Here is a 17,046-nt window from a genome sequence, read left to right as displayed (position 1 = left end):
GAACATCGGGCGACCCTCCGGCCTTTGGAGGGCCGCCACCCGACACGTGGCTCTTCGTAACCGATGTGCGGCTAGTTCCCCTTCCCGTCCGGGGTGTTCGGCCCGGTGACGATCGGGCCGTTGTGGCGGGCGTCCACGGGGCGGGTGACGGGGACGGCGGTGACCAGGGCCAGCGTGACGCAGCAGACGGTCAGAGCGGGGAGAAGAGCGCGGGGGCGCCAGGTCGAGACGCGAACGGGGCGTTCGATCAGTCGATAGCCGGCCGCCGAGAGCAGAACGGACGCGCAGAGGGCCACGAGTACCTTCGTGCCCTGGTTCCACTCCGGGTGGCTGACACCGAGGTAGACCCATACGGGCCAGTGCCATAGGTAGAGCCCGTAACTGCGGAGCCCGAGCCAGAGGAGCGGGCGGGCCGACAGTGTGATGCGGAACCGGTCCGCGTGCGCGATGGCATCGATGACGGCGGCCGCCGCGATCCCCGCCAGGGGCAACTGCCAGACGTAGAACGCGGCTGTGTTGATGTCCGCCGTGCACCACAGCCAGCCGAGGACCGCTGCCGCCGGCCAGGCGAACCGGGAGAGCAGCCCCGGCCGGAAGGCGATGGCGGCCCCGAGCAGGAGCGCCCCGGCCCGGGTGTCGGTGCCCAGATAGGCGCGCTCCTGGGCGCCGGGAAGGTAGAGCAGATGTGCCAGCAGGTAGCAGACCGCAGCGGTCGCTAGGAGGGGCCGGTGGGGACGGCGGATCCGTCGGGCTCCCCAGGTGGTGAGCCCGATCAGCAGAAGAGGCCACAGGAGGTAGAACTGCTCCTCGACGGCCAGGGACCACAGGTGGTTCAGTGGGGCCTGCTCCTGGGCAACGTCCCAGTAGTCGATGTGTCCGAGGATCGCGTACCAGTTGGATGTGTACGTGAGGGCGGCCAGTGTCTGGGCGTTGACGGTGGGGCGCAGTCCTGGAGGATCCTGCAGGAGCATCCACGCCTGGACGGCTCCCACCACCAGCAGGACGGCGGGCAGGAGCCGTTTGACTCGCCGGAACCAGAAGCCGGCCAGTGAAGGGCGCGGGGTTCGGGCTCGTTCCGCCAGGAGCAGCCGGGTGATGACGAACCCCGAGATGACGAAGAAGAGATCGACGCCCAGGAATCCGCCGTCGAGTCCGACTCCGTAGTGGAACGCCATGACTGCGGCAACGGCGACCGCTCGCAGTCCGTCGATCGCATCGATTCTCTTGTGGGGAGTCCGTCTTTCGACTGTGGCCGGGGGGTGTTCGAGGGCCAGCGACACCTCAGGCACCGTCCTTGGCGAACATGGTGTTCAGGGCCCAGTCGGCCAGTCGTGCGCGGGCGGGTTTGGTGGGATGGTCCGTGGGGTCGTAGACCTTTGTCCCCGCGAGGACTCGAGGACAGCCGGCGTCATTGCACAACTGGCCGCGCAGATCCAGTAGCCGTACACCGGGGTGTTGCGCTGCGGCCTCCCGCAGGAGGCGGTTCATCACCAGGGCGGAGGAGCGGTACTTCGGGTTGCCGACCTGTTGTGAAGTCATCAGGTACAACGGGGTGTTCCGGCTCGTCAGAATGGAGATCGCCTGGCTCAGCCGGTCCCGGAAGGCCGCCTCGTGGGTCGGTGAGGTGAGGTCGCGGGCCTCCTGGTCACCTGCCAGCCGCTGAGGGGTGACGTCCCAGAAGCCGACGGTCAGGAGGGTGGCATCGGGCTTGTACTTCTTCAGATAGGCGGGCCATTGGGTGGGCCACGTGCGGCAGGCTGCCGGGGTCTCCTTGCCTGGAGGCAGCAGGATTCCGCAGCCGCCGAGTCCCGCGTTCACGATGGTGTTGTGAGCGGCCCCCACCTCGCTCATGCCCAGACCGATGCTGGCGGACCAGGAGTCACCTACCACCAGGACGGTCTTGCCGGTGACCGCGGGGGACAGCGAAGGGGAGCCGAGGGCGGGAACAGCTGCCCCGTAGTGCGGTTCACCGGCACTGCCCACTACGGCTTTTGAGCGTGTCGCTGTGGCCGTCTCATCATGGTGCGGGCTGCAAGCGCAGGCCAGCACGGCTACCACTCCGGCGACGCCGAGTTCGCGAATTCTTCCTCGCATCAACATCATCATCCACCTGGATTCTCGGGAGTCCGTCATCGTCGGACGGCGTTTGCGGATTCCGCGCGCAGAAGCGCTGCAATCAGACGGAAGGACCCCTGTGCCGCCCCGGCAGGAATCGGATTGATCACCAGGAGGTTAGCCCTCGGGCCGTCGGCGTGAAGTTCCGGCACGCCAGTTTGCGCGCATCGGGCGGTGACGTCCTTCGGGTCGTCCAGGGCCGATCAGGTGTAATTCCTACCGGCCTCGCCATGTTGGGCGGCCGGCCGGCCGTTCTTCGCCAGTACCCTCTGGTCCGCCGAGTTCTCGAAATCTCTGGAGGGGCTGGCGAAAATGCCCGCGTTTCAAGTCCTCAAAGGCGTCTCCATGTGCCTGGCAACCGGAATTTTTGGGTGCCTGAGCGGTGCCCCCGGGGCCGCTCAAGAGCGAACGCACTCGGACATTCCGTGCTACTCCGCTCCATGCTCGTACCCTGAAACACCTTCGGCCTCGCGCAACACCGGCGTCCCGCCGTGGGGCGACCCCACCCTCCTGCCGGGTGCGGAAGGGAAGAAAGTGCTGGTGGTCGGGGACTCCTGGGGGATGGCCACGGCTGCCGGGATTACCACGGCCCTGGCCGGAAAGGGAAAAGTCACGGATGCCGCGAAGGGCGGCTGCGGGATCCGCGTTCAGCACAAAAGCGGCGCCAAGAGTTGTCCGAACTGGGAGGTCGAGTGGCCTTCCCGGATGGACAAGGTGCGTCCGGACGCGGTTCTGATGAGCGTCCAGATGGACACCATGGCACAGCCGGTCGCCCCGGGCGGAAAGCCAGTGACGATTCTCGACGAAGAAGCGAGAAGGACGTTCGTCACCAGTCTCGACAAGGCCGTACGGATCCTCTCCAAAAGGCACACCCCGGTATACCTGCTCGGATGGCCCGGCATGTACTACCGGGGCTCGGTGACAGTCGCCTACTCCGGGATTCTTCTGGAATTCAGCAAGAAGTATCCCAGGGTGCACCATCTGGATACCCATCACCAGTTGTGCAACGATCTGAACAATTGCCCGAAAGAGATTTCCGGGATTCCCGTCTACGGCCCGAGTCACCTCAGTAAGCAATCTGAACTGCGCCTCGGGAACTGGATTCTCAATTCCATGTTCCACAGCGAAAAATTGCGTGCGAAGTAATCGCGAAGATCGGAGTCTGCGGAAATGAATGGCGTGAAGATCATGCGGGCGACAGGCTCGGGACTACTGGCTGCCGCTGTGCTGGCACTGCTGCCGGCGCCCGCGCAGGCGGCGAGCGGGGACTTCTCCTGGAGCACCTCCGGAGTGGGTGCGCTGGACGGAGTGCTGTCCTCCCCGCAGTCGGGCCGCTGTTACTCCCTGTCCGGGAACAACCCTCCGTTCTACTCGTCGAACAACACGGACCGGACGGTTCGTTCGTACCAGTCCAGCGGTTGTCGGGGCGAAGCCCAGAGCACCATCGGTCCCGGTGAGTTCGGGCACGTCTTCAAGTACGTGAAGTTCGACTAGCGCCAGGGATTCGGTTCAGGCACCGGGTCTGTGCGGAGTCGGGGACCGGTGCGGCGGCTGCTCCGTTTCCGGTCCCCGCACGCCCCACTGCTCGCTCCCCGGGCCTCACGTGTTCGCCCGGGAGGCGGCGGACGACGGGCGAACGGGGGCCTGAACGCCCCGAAGCCGCCTCGTGGTTGGTTTGTGGATCAGGTGCCCCGGAGCGCATGGGCGGGGCGTCCGCGGTGGTGTTCGGTTCCGCGGGCGCCCCGCCGTCCACATGGAGCGGGGCGGGGGCCCGGGTGTCCCCCGCCGGTGACGTCGTCAGCCCCGGTACGCCTCCAGCAGGCGCAGCCAGACCTCACTGATCGTCGGGTACGAAGGCACCGCATGCCACAGACGGTCGATCGGCACCTCGCCGGCGATCGCGATGCTCGCCGAGTGGATCAGTTCGCCGACACCGGGGCCGACCAGCGTGACGCCGAGCAGGGTCTCGCTGTCCAGGTCGACGACCATCCGGGCACGGCCGCGGTAGCCGTCGGCGTACAGGCCGGCCCCCGCCACCCGTGACAGGTCGACGTCGACCGCCCGCACGCGGTGGCCCGCCTCCTCCGCCTCGGCGAGGGAGAGGCCCACGGCCGCCGCCTCCGGGTCGGTGAAGACCACCTGAGGGACGGCCGCATGGTCGGCGGTCGCGGCATGGGCGCCCCAGCGGTCCGTCTCCAGCAGCGGGACGCCCGCCGCGCGGGCCGCGATCGCCGCTCCCGCGATACGCGCCTGGTACTTGCCCTGGTGGGTGAGAAGCGCCCGGTGGTTGACATCGCCGACCGCGTACAGCCACTCGCTGTCCGTGACCCGCAGGGTGTCGTCGACCGAGAGCCAGGAACCGGGCTCGAGACCGACGGTCTCGAGCCCGATGTCCTCGGTGCGGGGTGCACGGCCGGTGGCGAAGAGGATCTCGTCCGCCTCGATGCGGTCGCCGGTGTCCGTGACGACCACGAGCGTGCCGCCCTCGCGCCGTACGGACTCGATCGAGGTGCCGGTGCGTACGTCCGCTCCCGCCTCCGTGAGCGCCTCGGCGACCAGTTCCCCGGCGAAGGGCTCCATACGGGACAGCAGGCCCTTGCCGCGGACCAGGAGGGTCACCTGGGAGCCCAGGGCCTGCCAGGCCGTGGCCATCTCGACGGCGACCACACCTCCGCCCACGACGACCAGGCGGCCCGGGGCGGCCTTGGCGCTCGTCGCCTCGCGGCTCGTCCAGGGCTTCACCTCGCTGAGCCCCGGCAGGCCGGGCAGCAGGGCGCGGCTGCCCGTGCACACGGCCACCGCGTGCCGCGCGGTGAGCACACTCTGCTCTCCGTCGGGGCCGGTCACGGTGACCGCGCGCGGCCCGGCGAGCCGTCCCTGGCCCCGGTAGAGGTCGGCCCCGATACCGTCCAGCCAGGCGACCTGGCCGTCGTCCTTCCAGTCGGACACCTCGTAGTCGCGGTGGGCCAGGACCGCGGGCACATCGAGGTCGCCCTGCGCCAGCTGGGCGACGCCGGGCACGCGGCGGGCGTCGGCGCGGGCGATCACCGGCCGCAGCAGGGCCTTGCTGGGCATGCACGCCCAGTACGAGCACTCGCCGCCGACCAGTTCGCTCTCCACGACCGCGGTGGAGAGGCCGGCCGCACGCGTGCGGTCGGCGACGTTCTCCCCCACGGGTCCGGCGCCGAGCACCACTACGTCGTAGGCGATGGATTCCGTTTCCGTCATGGGGACAGTCTGGTTGTTGGTGTGCGCGGTGGCCACACGGGTACGGGCGCGGAATACATACCCCTGTGTCGCCGTTGTGGACAGCGGCTCAGCCCCGACATCAGGAAGAGGGATAGGCAATGAGCAGCACCGTGGAGCTCACCAAGGAAAACTTCGACCAGACGGTGCAGGACAACGACTTCGTCCTGATCGATTTCTGGGCGTCCTGGTGCGGGCCGTGCCGTCAGTTCGCCCCCGTGTACCAGAAGGCCGCCGAGGAGAACCCCGACCTCGTGTTCGGCAAGGTGGACACGGAGGCGCAGCCCGAGCTGGCGGCGGCCTTCGGCATCCAGTCGATCCCCACGCTGATGATCGTCCGTGACCGCGTGGCCGTGTTCGCGCAGCCCGGTGCCCTGCCGCAGGCGGCCCTCGACGACGTCATCGGGCAGGCCCGCAAGCTCGACATGGACGAGGTCCGCAAGGCGGTCGCCGAGCAGCAGTCCGACGCCGGCCAGAACGGCGAGTGACGCCCGGAGGCAACGACTAGTAGGGGTAGGTCGCCACATCCTCGCGCACCGTCGTCCAGCGTTCGTCGGTGAAGGCCTCGATCACGGCCTCGTCTCCGAAGCGGGCGGCGGTGCCGCAGGACACGGCGGCTCCGAAGGGCACCGCGTCGCTCACGGTCTGGTCGTTGACGTGTGCGATGCCTGTACGGATGCGCGCCGCCAGCTCGAGACCGCGCACGGTGTCCCGGGTGACGATCCCGACGGAGAGGCCGTACGGCCCGGCTGACGCCAGGGTCGCGGCCTCCTGGGTCGTGTGGAAGGGCCGCACGGGCGCGACCGGCCCGAAGACGTCCTCCGTGTAGGCAGGCGTGCTGTCGCCCGCGCCCGCCAGCACCGTCGGCCGGTAGAACAGCCCACGGTACGTGCCGCCCGCCGCGAGTTTCGCCCCGCGGGCCGTACTGGCCTCCACCAGACCGTGGATGCGGTCGAGTTGGGCGGCGTCGATGACCGGCCCGAGGTGCACCTGCTCGCGGTACGGATCGCCGACGGTGAGGGCGTCGGCCTTGGCCGCCAGACGCTCGACGTACTCGTCGTACAGCGAGGCGTGGACGAGATGACGGCCCGTCGCCGTGCGGACCTGCCCCTGGTGGAAGAAGGACCCCCAGGCCGCCGCCGAGATCACCGCGTCGAGGTCGGCGTCCTCCAGGACGATCAGCGCGGCGTTTCCTCCGAGCTCCACATGAACCCGCTTGAGGTGATGCCCGGCTGCCTCGGCGACCGCACGGCCGGCGGTGGTGGAGCCGGTGAAGGAGATGACCGCGATCCTCGGGTCGGCGATCATCTCCTGCCCCACGTCGGGTTCCCCGGGAAGCACGTGCAGCAGGTCGGCCGGCAGTCCGGCCTCGGCGAGGACGGCGGCGGGACAGAATCCTCCGCAGACGGCGGTGCGCGGATCGGGCTTGAGGACGACGGCGTTGCCGAGCGCGAGTGCCGGTGCCAGAGAGCGGACGGCGAGGAACAGCGGGGCGTAGAACGGTGCGATCACGCCCACCACGCCGACGGGGACACGGCGGGTGTACGACAGCGGGGCCGACTCCGACTGCAGGACCTGGCCGGTGGGCCGGGACACCAGAGCGGCCGCCTCGTAGCACTGCCGGACGGCGGCGCGCAACTCGAGGTCGGCCTTCTCCCGGACCGATCCGGACTCGCGCACGATCCAGTCGCGCAGCTCGTCCCCGTGCGCGGCGAACAGGTCGCCCGCCCTGCGGAACACGGCGGCGCGTTCGGAGTGCGCAGCCCCGGACCAGGCGTGCCGGGCGATGTCCGCGGCCGAGACCGCCGCCTCCACGTCCTGTTCGGACGCGAGGGTGACGGTGGTCAGTGTGTCTCCCGTGGCGGGCTCGGTGACGGCGTAGTCGGCGCCGGTCAGCGGCCGGGACCGCCGGTTCATCGGGTCGAGCGGCATCACGGCTCTCCCATCGGTCACCGGACGGGACCTCCGACCTGGCGGACGTCCCGTGTCGTTCACGGCCGGTCGGACGGCCACGGGGCGCACCGGCCGCAGCCCAAGGGGTCCGGCGGGTGCACCGCGACCGCCGTGCGCTCAGCTCGACTCGCGGTGCACGACGCGCGCCCCGAGCACCTTGTGCGCTTCCGGCACACCTCCAGGATCGCGCACGACACGGTCGACCAGCTCGGCGAGAAAGCGTCCGGACGGCAGTTCGATATGGATGGTGCTCAGCCGCGGACGCAGCAGCCGCCCGAGCAGCAGGTCGTCGGCGCCGATGACGGCGGTCTCCTCCGGAATGCCCACCCCGGCGTCCTGCAGCGCGCGCATCAGCAGCATCGCGTACTCGTCGTTGTAGGCGAACACGGCGTCCAGACCCAGAGAGCGCCAGCCCCGGGCGACCCGGGCGGCGGCCTCCTCCTCGTACGCGAGCGGCAGCTCGGTGACGGCCGCACCGGTGTCCTCCAGTGCGCACCGAACCCCTTCGAGCCTGGGCTTGGAGAAGTACTCCAGGCCGGGCTCCTGCGGGATGACCACTCCGATCCGGCGGCACCCCCGGGCGAGCAGATGCGCTCCTGCACTGTGACCGACCCCGTAGTGGTCCATGACCAGCGCATGGGCGCCGTCGACACGTTCGGGGCCGAGGGTCACCACGGCACGCGCGCCGGAGCGCCTGAGGATCTGCACACCCCTCGGCCCGAGGCCGCCGCCGGGGACGATCACCGCCACGGGCCGTAACTCGGCCCAGGCGCGGGCGGCTTCGTCACCGTGCAGACCGATGCCGGCGTACTGGACGACCGTGTAGTCGAGGCGGCTGAGGGCCCACTGCAGTTCGTTGATGAACTGGCCGTACAGCGGACCCACCGGCACGTTCGGGGCGGGCATGAGCACCATGCGGCTGTGCCCGGCGCGCAGACTGCGGGCCGCGGCGTGCGGAACGTACCCCAACTCCTCGGCGGCCGCGCGGACACGGCGCCGTGTGGGTTCGCTGATGCGTACGGCGCCGGCGTTGTTGAGGACGTACGAGACGGTCGCGCGCGAGACACCGGCCAGCCGGGCCACATCGGCACTCGTCGGCACCGCGGGGGGTGCGGACGACGGAGGGTCGGGCCGTTCAGGTATCTCCACCATGACGCACCGCATCTTTGCAGAACGGTCACGGCGGGCCGCCCCCGGGTACGGGACGGCTGCTCAACAACCCTCCTGACAAGGGAAATCGGGCAATCGTCAGCCCGCCGAGCGGCCACAGGTTACCGTGCAGTAGACAACGGACTCCCGGAGGTGTCCCCCATGGCGTCCGACCGTACTCCCGGCCTGGCCGACTGCACCCGCATGCTCGCCGAGGGCGAGGTGACATCCCGCACCCTCGTGGAGCGCACGCTGGCCCGGATCGAGGCGACCCAGGCCTCGGTCAACGCCTTTCGCCTGGTGCGCGCCGAGGCCGCCCTCGCCGAGGCACAGGCGGCCGACGAGGAACTCGCGGCCGGGGTGCGGCGACCGCTGCTCGGTGTGCCGGTGGCCGTCAAGGACGACATGGACGTGGCGGGCGAGCCGACCGCGTTCGGCTGCCGGGGGACGTTTCCGTCGGCGGCCGAGGACGGCGAGGCGGTACGGCGGCTTCGGGCGGCAGGTGCCGTGATCGTCGGCAAGACCAACACCTGTGAACTGGGGCAGTGGCCGTTCACCGAGGGCCCCGCCTTCGGTGCCACCCGCAACCCGTGGAACCTCGGCCACACCCCCGGCGGATCGTCAGGGGGGTCCGCCGCGGCGGTCGCCGCCGGCCTGGTTCCGGCGGCGCTGGGCTCGGACGGCGCCGGGTCGATCCGCATCCCGGCCGCCTGGACTCATCTGGTCGGCATCAAACCGCAGCGCGGCCGCATCTCGACCTGGCCGCGCCCCGAGTCGTTCCAGGGCATCACGGTCAACGGCACACTGGCCCGTACGGTGGCGGACGCGGCCCTGCTGCTGGACGCGGCGAGCGGCAACCGCGACGGTGACCTGCACCGACCGCCCGCCCTCGACGTCTCGGCCGCGGTGGGGCGCGATCCCGGCAGGCTGCGGATCGCTCTGTCGCTGAAGCCGCCCTTCACCGCAGTGCCGGCGCGCCTCGACCCTCGCATACGGGACCGGGTCCACGCGCTCGCCGAACGGCTGGCCGCGCTCGGGCATGTGGTGGAGGAGGCGGAACCGCGCTACGGGCGGATCGGGCTCGCCTTCGTGCCGCGGGCGACCGCCGGGATCGCCGAGCGGGTGCGGGACGTCACCTCGCCCCACCTGCTGGACCGGCGCACCCATGAGGCGGCACGCCTGGGCCGGCTGCTCGCCGGGGCTCCGCTGCGTGCGGCGCGGCGTGCGGAGGAGGCACTGCACCGACGGGTCGGGGCGCTGTTCGCGAGGTACGACGTCGTGCTCGCCCCGACAACGGCCGCTCCCCCACCGCGCATCGGCACGCTGGCGGACATGAGCGGCTGGAGCACCGACCGCGCGATGATCGCCGCCTGCCCGTACGCGTGGCCGTGGAACGTGCTGGGGTGGCCCGGCGTCAACGTCCCGGCGGGCTTCGTCGACGAGCTGCCGGTGGGTGCCCAACTGCTCGGCCCGGCGCACAGCGAGCCTCTTCTGGTGTCGCTGGCGGCGCAGTTGGAGGCGGACCTCCGATGGCACGAACACCGGCCCGGGGCGGGGATGTCGGCGGACAACCGGGCGGCGTAGGCCCGTTGACCGTACGCTGTGGCCATGGGCGATGCGTCGTTGGTCGGCTTGATGGGGCGTGTCACCGGCACCGTGGGACCCGGGCTGGTCGGTGAGGTGATGGTCCGTGTGCGCGGCGGCGCCGAGCACTTCCTCGCCTATCCCGCGGACGGCAAGGGGCGTATCGAGCCGGGCACGGTGGTCATGGTGGTGGAGCACCTGCCGCCGCGGACGGTCTACGTCGAGACGGTGTACGACAGTTGAGCCCACCTCGCCGCAGGTGAGAGCCGTACGTGTCAAGATGGCGACAAGGATCCGTCAGCGTCTTCACCCCCGGCTTGCACAGGCGCACACTCCCTTCGTTCGGTGCCGACCCGGCACCAGGCAAAGGGGGCGCATGCCGATGGTCATCGGCGTCGTGGCGGGGGCAGCTGTCCTCGCACTGGTCTGCATCGTTGGTATCTTCAAGCTCATGTGGCGTGTCGCGGAGCCCAACGAAGCGCTGATCATCTCCGGTTCGAAGCATCGGACCGAAGGCCTCGAAGAGGGCATGGGATTCCGCATCGTCACAGGGCGCGGCACTCTGGTGATGCCGGGCGTGCAGGCGGTGCGCAAACTCTCGCTGGACCTCAACGAGACGGAATTGCAGGTGGACTGCGTGACCCAGCAGGGCATTCCGCTGAGGGTGCGGGGCGTGGTCATCTTCAAGGTGGGCGACGACTTCGTGTCGATCGCCAACGCGGCCCGCCGCTTCCTGGACCAGCAGAAGCTGATGTCGGAGCGCGTGCACAACGTGTTCGCGGGGCATCTGCGGTCCATCGTGGGCGGGTTGACGGTCGAGGACATGATCCGCGACCGGGAGAAGCTCACCGGGCAGACTCGGGCGGCGTGCGGCACGGAGATGGAGAAGCTCGGTCTGATCGTCGACTCGCTGCAGATCCACGAGATCGAGGACCCGACGGGGTACATCCGGAACCTCGCCGCGCCGCACGCGGCGGCGGTACAGCGGGACGCGCGCATCGCGCAGGCGGAGGCGAACCGTCTCGCCACCGAGGCGGAGCAGCAGTCGTTCGCGCGGATGGCGGAGGCGACGCGGGACAGCGAGATCCTCCAGGCCGGCTACCAGGCCGAACGCGACAAGGCGGCCGCCGCGACACGCCAGGCCGGTCCGCTCGCCGACGCGGCGGCCCGGCAGGAGGTCGTCGTACAGGAGACCCGGGTCGCCGAACTCGAGGCGCACCGGCGTGAGCAGCAGCTCCAGGCGGACGTCCGCAAGCCGGCGGACGCCAAGGCCTACGAGAAGCGCACGCTGGCCGAGGCCGAGCGCGATGTGCGGATCTCCTCGGCGCAGGCGAAGGCGAAGGAGACCGAGCTGGCGGCCGCGGCCGAGGCGACCCGGGTCAAGACGGCCGCGGGTGCGGAGGCCGAGGCGACCAAGACGCGGGGTGCCGCCACAGCGGCGGCGACCCGCGCGACCGGTGAGGCGGAGGCGGCAGCGGCCCAGGCCAAGGGCTTGGCGCAGGCCGAGGCGACCAAGGCCCAGGGTCTGGCCGAGGCCGAGTCCATCAAGGCGCGCGCCGCAGCCCTCGCGGAGAACCAGGAGGCCGTGGTCGCGCAGCAACTGGCCGAGAAGTGGCCGGAGATCGTCCAGGCCGGCGCGTCCGCCTTCGGCAACGTCGACAACATGGTGCTGCTGAACGGCGCCGACGGGATGGCCGACGTCTTCGCCAAGGCGCTGACGATGGGTGGCACCGGTCTGGGGCTGGCCCGCCGGCTGCTGTCCTCGATGGACCAGAACGGCACAGTGACGAACGGCGCTGCCGGGCTCAACGGGTCCACACCGCCGCGTTCGGAGAAGGTCACGGTTCAGAGGGACGAGGGATGAGGCCCGAGGCACCGGTTTCCCGAGTTGCGCGGGCGCCGGGGCGATGAGCCGTTGACGCACCGGGGCGTCGGGCGTACGGGAGATCTCCCGTACGCCCGACGCCCGTTCGGACCGCAGGATGCCTCAGCCGGACCTGTGCGAGCGCAGTGCGGCAACGGAACGGTGCACGGCTTCGGGGTGTCCGAACAGCCCCGGGAGTCCGCCGGTGTGGAGGAACACGGTGCGCTGTCCTGTGCGGATGTCGCCGTCCCGGACGGCGGCGATCAGACCGGCCATGGCCCGTCCGGTGTAGACCGGGTCGAGGACGATGCCCTCGGTGGCCGCGGCCGTCCGCATCGCCTCCAGGACGGGTTCGTGCAGGACGCCGTATGCGGCGCCGACCTGGTCGGTACGGACACGGAGGGTGCGGGGGGCGACGGCGCGGCCCATGACCGCGCCGGCGAGATCGGCCACGGTGGCGGCCGGCTCGGCCACCGCCCCGCAGTGCACCCCGAGGACGCGCTCGACGCCCAGGGCGCCGATCAGTCCGGCCATGGTGCCGCCGGAGCCCAGGGCGACCACGACGTGGTCCACGTCGGGCAGTTGGGTCCGCAGTTCCTCGCCGCCTTCGACGTATCCCCGTGCTCCGAGGGGGCTGGAGCCCCCGAACGGGATCAGGTACGGGCGGGCGCCTTCCCGGGCCAGTTCCCGGCAGACGTCCTCGGCGGCGCCGGCCAGGTCGCTCGGAGCGCCGTCCCCGGCCCAGAGGATCCTCGCACCGAAGAGGCCGTCGAGCACCAGGTTGCCCGAGCCGCCGGCGGCGGCGTCGGGTGTGCCGGGGAAGACGAGCACGACGTCGAGTCCCAGGCGCGCCGCGGCGGCTGCGGTGAGCCGGGCGTGGTTGCTCTGTGCGGCGCCGGTGGTGACCAGGGTGTCCGCGCCTTCCGCGAGGGCGGCCCCGACGGTCCATTCCAGCTTGCGGACCTTGTTGCCGCCGCCACCGAGGCCGATGAGGTCGTCCCGCTTGATCCACAGGTCGTCCTCGCCCAGCCCGATCGCCGCCGCGAGCCGGGGCAGGGGTTCCAGCGGTGTGGGCCAGGTGGACAGGGCGATCTTGTCACTCATGGAATCTCCAGATCGAGCGGGCCACCGGATTCCGCCCCCGGGTGGTGCGGGAGGCCGTCAGAAGACCTGGGTGGAACAGCCGACGGCGATCACGAGCGTTGCCACGTCCGCCGACATGATCTTAAGGGTCTGGGACATCGTTCGGGACTCGCGGTGCGGACAGGGATGGGTGGGGCCGGCCGCCGCTCCGGGGCCGCGCCCGTGGCTCACCGGCAGGTGCGCACCGGCCACTCATCGGGGTTGAAGGCGTCCTCCGCCGCGTCGGCGGTCGCGGCGGGTCCCTCTTCGACCGTGTCTGCCGGCCGTACGGGCTTCGGCAGGACGCCGTGGCGTGCGCGGCGCGCGGCCGCGGCGGCGTCCTCGGGACGCTTCTCTGCCTGTGACATCTCGCCCTCATCCGCGACGAACGCGGATGGCGGCCGGGTCCACCGTGACCGGCTGCCGTCCGCTGGTTGCCGACCACCACACCGTATGCGCCAATCATCACCCGTCAAGAGAGTGACGCAAAAATGCCACACACCCAGGTAGTCGGGCCAGCGACTGCACTCATGACGCTCCAAAATCTGAATTCGTCACCGGTTTGACAGGTGATCTACGGGATGCAAGGGTCTTGCCACGAGCCTATGGCGATCACCGGTCCCCCGCGATTCGGACGCGGCCGGACGATGCGCACGCGGCCGTCACAGCCGTACGACTCAGAAGAGAGGTCTCGGATGATCAACAGGCGGAGCTTCGGCAAGGTCGCGGGTGTGGGCACGGTCGGGACGTCACTGATCGGCTGGGGCGCGAGCCCGGCCGCGGCCGCGTCAGCCGCACCGAGCGGGATGCGGACGCCCGGGGGCTCGACGGCCGGGCAGGGACACACGTCGTTCGGCCCGCTGCGGCAGATCAAGGCGGGTGAGCTCAGCATCGGCTATGCCGAGGCCGGCCTCGCCCACGGCCCCGCGGTCATCCTCCTGCACGGCTGGCCCTACGACATCCACAGCTATGTCGATGTCGCGCCGCTGCTGGCGGCCAAGGGCTACCGAGTGATCGTGCCCTATCTGCGCGGCCACGGGACGACACGCTTCCTGTCCGAGAAGACCTTCCGCAACGCACAGCAGTCGGTGGTCGCCCTCGACATCATCGCCCTGATGGACGCACTGCGGATCGAGAAGGCCGTCCTCGCCGGTTACGACTGGGGGTCGCGGACGGGGGACATCATCGCGGCGCTGTGGCCCGAGCGCTGCAAGGCGCTGGTCTCCGTGACGGGGTACCTGATAACCAACCGCGAGGCCAACAAGCAGCCGGCGCCCCCCACGACCGAGTGGGCGTGGTGGTACCAGTACTACTTCTCCACGGAGCGGGGGCGCCTCGGACTGGAGAACCCGCAGTACCGGGACGAACTGGCCCGGCTCGTCTGGAAGTTCAACTCGCCGACCTGGCACTTCGACGATGCCACGTTCGAGCGCACCGCCAGCGCCTTCGACAACCCCGACTACGTCGCCATCGTGATCCACAACTACCGCTGGCGACTGGGTCTCGCGGCGGGCGACCCGCGCTACGACTCCCTCGAGCAGCGGCTCGCCCAGGGACCCGTCATCGGTGTTCCGACCGTCACTCTCGACGGGGAGGTCGACCCGTTCACGCCCGCCGGTGACGGCTCGATGTACCGGGACAAGTTCTCCGGCCCTTATGCGCACAGGACCCTGAAGGGCATCGGCCACAACGTGCCCCAGGAGGCCCCGAAGGCGTTCGCCGAAGCGGTCGTGGAGGCGGACTCCCTGCGGCACCGCTGATCCGCTGGAGCGGACGGCGTACCGGCCGGCTCGCAGCCCCCACGGCCGGATCCCCTGCCGGGGGCGACGAGCCGGCCGCCCGCAAGATCCCGTCGGAACACGCAGGGGCCCGGGGCCCGGTCAGCGGGAGGCGGGTACCTGGGCCTCCTTCTTGCGGGCGCGGTAGGCCTGCGCCTTGAGCTTGTTCCCGCAGGACTCCATGCCGCACCACTGCCGGCGCATGCCACGCGAACGGTCGATGTAGACCCGCGTGCACTGAGGATTGCCGCACTCCTTCATCAGAGGGACATCCGGCCCGCTCAGAAGTTCGACGGCATGCCGCGCCACCACGGACAGCGCCTCGTCGGGCGTCGCGTCCGTCCAGCGCCCCGTGGGGGTGAGCTGAGGTGTGGCGGGCTGCATACGGGCGGCGGCGTTCACGACGGCGAGTGCTCCCCGGTCGAACTCCTCCCCGGCGATCCGGGCGCCGACCAGCGTGTAGATCGCCTCCCGGACCTCGATGGCCCGCTCCACGTCGGACTCGCGGCTCGGGGTGACGGCGTCGACGATCCCGGACTCGACAAACCAGGCGTCCAGCCGGTCCGGAGACACGAACATCTCGAACCGAACCGAACGACGCGCACGCAGCGTCGCGGCGAAGTCGAGGGCGGGGCTCCCGCACGGAAAGGCATGCTCGAGTTTCACGTCACCATTTTGACAGGTGACATGCATCACGGCAACAGCGTCACCCTTCAGACAAGTGATGCTCCCGCGCGATGCGACGCACCGGGTGCCGTGGCGCCGAGAAGGGCCAGGCAGTTCGCCCACAGGGCGTCGAGGCGCTGCGTGTTGTTGTAGAGCTTGGCGAACAGTACCTGGCCCTCGAGCTGGGCGACCACGGATCGCGCGGCCTCGCGGCTGTCCGCGACGGTGACCTGTCCACCCTCGCGCGCCTGCGCGACGACCTCCTCGACCATGTCCACCTGGGCCTCGAAAATCTGCTGCAGCCGTTCGCGGATGGCCTCGGTCTGGTTGCTCATCTCCAGGGACAGATTCCCGAACAGGCAGCCCGAGACGGTGCCGCAGCTCTGCTGTCCGGCGCGCTGCTCGGCCTCGGTCTCCTCGAACAGCTGCCGCAGACGTTCGAGCGGCGGGGCATCGCCGCGCAGGATGCGGCTCCACCCGGCGAACTGACCGGCCCAGTGCTCGTCGAGCACCGCGAGGGCGAGCTCCTCCTTGGAGTCGAAGAAGTAGTAGAAGCTACCCTTCGGCACACCTGCCGCCTTGCAGATCTCGGCCACTCCCAGCGCCGAATAGCCCCGCTGCTCGATCAGCGACTGAGCGGCCGTGAGAATCCGCTCCTTGGCATCACTGGTTCGTCCCATGGTTGAAGTCTACGACCGGTCGTCTACGGTCGGGCCCCCGGTTCCGCCGGTGTCCGCACGAACTGCGTGGACGGCACACCGCAGGGCCCGCGGGTGCGAGCGCTCGTACCGCGCGCGATGGTGAGTCGGTGGGCAGTGGCCCCCTCATGGCCGCGCACGGTGGGACTGCGGAGGAGGAGCGATGGACATCAAAGGCTCGGTGGCCCTCGTGACGGGAGCCAACCGCGGTATCGGCAGGGCCTTCACCCGTGCGTTGCTCGACCACGGCGCGGCCAGGATCTACGCGGCCGTGCGGGATCCCGACAGTGTCACCGACACCGATGTCACTCCGCTGCGGCTCGACGTGACCGACCACGAGCAGGTCGCCGCGGCCGCCGAGGCGGCGGGCGACGTCACCGTCGTGATCAACAACGCCGGTGTCGGCGGCTGGGAGACGAAGCTGCTCCAGGGCTCCTTCGACGGCGCCCGCGAGGCCATGGAGGTCAACCTCTTCGGCACCTGGGCCGTCGCCCGCGCCTTCGCCCCCGTTCTGGCCAGGAACGGCGGCGGTGCCCTGGTGAACATGCTGTCGGTGGCGTCCTGGGTCGGCCGGCCCGGCTGGCCGGGTTACGCGGCGTCCAAGGCCGCGCAGTGGTCCCTGACCAGCGCGCTGCGGGAGGGTCTGCGCGAGCAGGGAACCCAGGTGGTCGGGGTGCATGCCGGCTTCGTGGAGACGGAGCTGGCCTCCTGGGTGGACGCGCCGAAGATCACTCCCGAGGACGTCGCCGAGCAAACCGTGCGCGCCCTGATCGAGAACAGGGTCGAGGTCCTCGCCGACGACCGCACACGCGAGGTCAAGGCGAACCTGTGTCGACCCCTGGACGCCGAGGCACTGTGAGGCTCGCGCCCG

Annotated in this window: 17 protein-coding genes; 8 read left to right on the top strand and 9 right to left on the bottom strand. The window is 70.4% G+C overall.

What is annotated here, in order from left to right:
* Nucleotides 1-71: 71 nt before the first annotated feature.
* Together ACSHXN_RS36715 and ACSHXN_RS36710 are read right to left on the bottom strand one after the other, a co-directional pair.
* Nucleotides 72-1,280: an acyltransferase family protein gene (locus ACSHXN_RS36715; protein ID WP_438305292.1), complete on the bottom strand. Its 1,209-nt coding sequence runs from the start codon at nt 1,278-1,280 to the stop codon at nt 72-74.
* Nucleotide 1,281: 1 nt separating this feature from the next.
* Nucleotides 1,282-2,094 (bottom strand): DUF459 domain-containing protein, encoded by an 813-nt coding sequence (locus ACSHXN_RS36710; RefSeq protein ID WP_383358031.1) that lies wholly within the window; start codon nt 2,092-2,094, stop codon nt 1,282-1,284.
* A gap of 333 nt (nt 2,095-2,427) precedes the next feature.
* Here ACSHXN_RS36710 and ACSHXN_RS36705 point away from each other — a divergent pair, with 333 nt between their 5' ends.
* A complete protein-coding gene (locus tag ACSHXN_RS36705) occupies nt 2,428-3,261 on the top strand; it encodes an SGNH hydrolase domain-containing protein (protein WP_438305288.1) in 834 nt (277 codons plus the stop codon).
* Between the two features lie 24 nt (nt 3,262-3,285).
* The gene (locus tag ACSHXN_RS36700; RefSeq protein WP_355801617.1) at nt 3,286-3,609 is read left to right on the top strand and encodes a hypothetical protein; all 324 of its coding nucleotides are present in this window, start codon (nt 3,286-3,288) and stop codon (nt 3,607-3,609) included.
* A 303-nt stretch (nt 3,610-3,912) separates the two neighbouring features.
* On the opposite strand, the gene ACSHXN_RS36695 is transcribed toward ACSHXN_RS36700, so the two are convergent.
* Nucleotides 3,913-5,343, bottom strand: a complete 1,431-nt coding sequence (locus ACSHXN_RS36695; protein ID WP_355142012.1) for a dihydrolipoyl dehydrogenase family protein — start codon at nt 5,341-5,343, stop codon at nt 3,913-3,915.
* A 119-nt stretch (nt 5,344-5,462) separates the two neighbouring features.
* Here ACSHXN_RS36695 and trxA point away from each other — a divergent pair, with 119 nt between their 5' ends.
* Nucleotides 5,463-5,849 (top strand): thioredoxin, encoded by a 387-nt coding sequence (trxA, locus tag ACSHXN_RS36690; RefSeq protein ID WP_355142010.1) that lies wholly within the window; start codon nt 5,463-5,465, stop codon nt 5,847-5,849.
* A 16-nt stretch (nt 5,850-5,865) separates the two neighbouring features.
* Here the strand turns inward: trxA and ACSHXN_RS36685 are convergent, their stop codons facing one another.
* The gene (locus ACSHXN_RS36685) at nt 5,866-7,293 is read right to left on the bottom strand and encodes an aldehyde dehydrogenase family protein (RefSeq protein WP_438306525.1); all 1,428 of its coding nucleotides are present in this window, start codon (nt 7,291-7,293) and stop codon (nt 5,866-5,868) included.
* Nucleotides 7,294-7,431: 138 nt separating this feature from the next.
* Nucleotides 7,432-8,466, bottom strand: coding sequence for a LacI family DNA-binding transcriptional regulator (locus ACSHXN_RS36680; RefSeq protein ID WP_355142008.1), 1,035 nt, complete (start codon nt 8,464-8,466; stop codon nt 7,432-7,434).
* A gap of 159 nt (nt 8,467-8,625) precedes the next feature.
* Here ACSHXN_RS36680 and ACSHXN_RS36675 point away from each other — a divergent pair, with 159 nt between their 5' ends.
* The 3 genes from ACSHXN_RS36675 to ACSHXN_RS36665 all read left to right on the top strand — a co-directional run bounded on the left by ACSHXN_RS36675 (nt 8,626) and on the right by ACSHXN_RS36665 (nt 11,911).
* Complete coding sequence (locus tag ACSHXN_RS36675; RefSeq protein WP_438305284.1) at nt 8,626-10,047, top strand: amidase; 1,422 nt, start codon at nt 8,626-8,628, stop codon at nt 10,045-10,047.
* Nucleotides 10,048-10,071: 24 nt separating this feature from the next.
* Nucleotides 10,072-10,290, top strand: a complete 219-nt coding sequence (locus tag ACSHXN_RS36670; RefSeq protein ID WP_181922969.1) for a hypothetical protein — start codon at nt 10,072-10,074, stop codon at nt 10,288-10,290.
* Between the two features lie 133 nt (nt 10,291-10,423).
* Complete coding sequence (locus ACSHXN_RS36665) at nt 10,424-11,911, top strand: flotillin family protein (RefSeq protein ID WP_438305282.1); 1,488 nt, start codon at nt 10,424-10,426, stop codon at nt 11,909-11,911.
* A gap of 123 nt (nt 11,912-12,034) precedes the next feature.
* Here ACSHXN_RS36665 and ACSHXN_RS36660 read toward each other — a convergent pair whose 3' ends face one another.
* Both ACSHXN_RS36660 and ACSHXN_RS36655 read right to left on the bottom strand, forming a co-directional pair.
* Complete coding sequence (locus ACSHXN_RS36660; RefSeq protein WP_356113410.1) at nt 12,035-13,015, bottom strand: D-cysteine desulfhydrase family protein; 981 nt, start codon at nt 13,013-13,015, stop codon at nt 12,035-12,037.
* 206 nt (nt 13,016-13,221) lie between these two features.
* Entirely contained in the window at nt 13,222-13,401 is a 180-nt protein-coding gene (locus ACSHXN_RS36655; protein WP_356113412.1) for a hypothetical protein, read from the bottom strand.
* A 327-nt stretch (nt 13,402-13,728) separates the two neighbouring features.
* Between ACSHXN_RS36655 and ACSHXN_RS36650 the strand changes: the two genes are divergently transcribed.
* Nucleotides 13,729-14,793, top strand: a complete 1,065-nt coding sequence (locus ACSHXN_RS36650; RefSeq protein ID WP_438305279.1) for an alpha/beta fold hydrolase — start codon at nt 13,729-13,731, stop codon at nt 14,791-14,793.
* 120 nt (nt 14,794-14,913) lie between these two features.
* On the opposite strand, the gene ACSHXN_RS36645 is transcribed toward ACSHXN_RS36650, so the two are convergent.
* Complete coding sequence (locus ACSHXN_RS36645) at nt 14,914-15,477, bottom strand: CGNR zinc finger domain-containing protein (RefSeq protein ID WP_059130517.1); 564 nt, start codon at nt 15,475-15,477, stop codon at nt 14,914-14,916.
* A gap of 47 nt (nt 15,478-15,524) precedes the next feature.
* Nucleotides 15,525-16,157, bottom strand: a complete 633-nt coding sequence (locus ACSHXN_RS36640) for a TetR/AcrR family transcriptional regulator (protein WP_355139939.1) — start codon at nt 16,155-16,157, stop codon at nt 15,525-15,527.
* A gap of 181 nt (nt 16,158-16,338) precedes the next feature.
* On the opposite strand from ACSHXN_RS36640, the gene ACSHXN_RS36635 reads away from it, so the two are divergent.
* Nucleotides 16,339-17,034, top strand: coding sequence for an SDR family oxidoreductase (locus tag ACSHXN_RS36635; protein WP_438305277.1), 696 nt, complete (start codon nt 16,339-16,341; stop codon nt 17,032-17,034).
* The last annotated feature ends 12 nt before the right edge of the window (nt 17,035-17,046 follow it).

This window comes from Streptomyces sp. HUAS TT11 (genome assembly GCF_051553595.1).
GTDB lineage: Bacteria > Actinomycetota > Actinomycetes > Streptomycetales > Streptomycetaceae > Streptomyces.
The sequence above is the reverse complement of the archived record's forward strand: the minus strand, read 5'-3'. Positions and strand labels throughout refer to the sequence as shown.